General features: G+C 61.6%; 1 protein-coding gene. It reads right to left on the bottom strand.

Translation table 11 applies throughout. From position 1 onward, the window contains the following. A partial coding sequence (locus AC1D0P_RS27455) for a nucleoside hydrolase (RefSeq protein WP_477679619.1) occupies positions 1–570 on the bottom strand: 570 nt, incomplete at both ends.

The following is a 570-nucleotide window of genomic DNA, read 5'->3' as shown; positions in this document are numbered from 1 at the left end:
ATGTAGAACTGCGAGATCCGGTCAAGCAGTTGCATCTCCGGGCCGCCCTTGGCCGCGAGTTCCGCCAACTTCGAACGCGACATCGTGGTCTTGAGCGTGACGTCGAGGCCGATCATCACCACTTTCCACGGCGCGGTCATCACCACATCGGCGGCCAGTGCATCGCCATGGATATTGGCCTCCGCGGCCGGCGTGACGTTGCCGGGCACGTCGAAAGCGCCGCCCATGATCACCACTTCCTTGACGAGATCGGTGATCTCCGGCGCCTCATTCAGGGCATTGGCGAGATTGGTCATTCGACCGACGGCAACGATGGTGACCTCACCGGGATTTGCCCGAACCGTGTCGATGATGAACTGGTGGCCGGAACGGGGATCGAGCGGCACGCCGTCGACCGTCGCCGGCAGGCCGATATTGCCAAGCCCGTCATCGCCATGGACATAGGTCGGATAGCGTTCGACTTCGTGGCCGAGCGAATATTTGTGGCCGTTGCCCTTGGCGATCGGTGCGGAAATGCGCCATTCGCGCTTCAGGAACTGGGCATTGCGTGTCGTGGTGTTGATTGAGGCA

This window comes from Polaromonas sp. P1_G2 (genome assembly GCF_056405515.1).
This window is presented reverse-complemented; position numbering and strand designations above follow the sequence as displayed.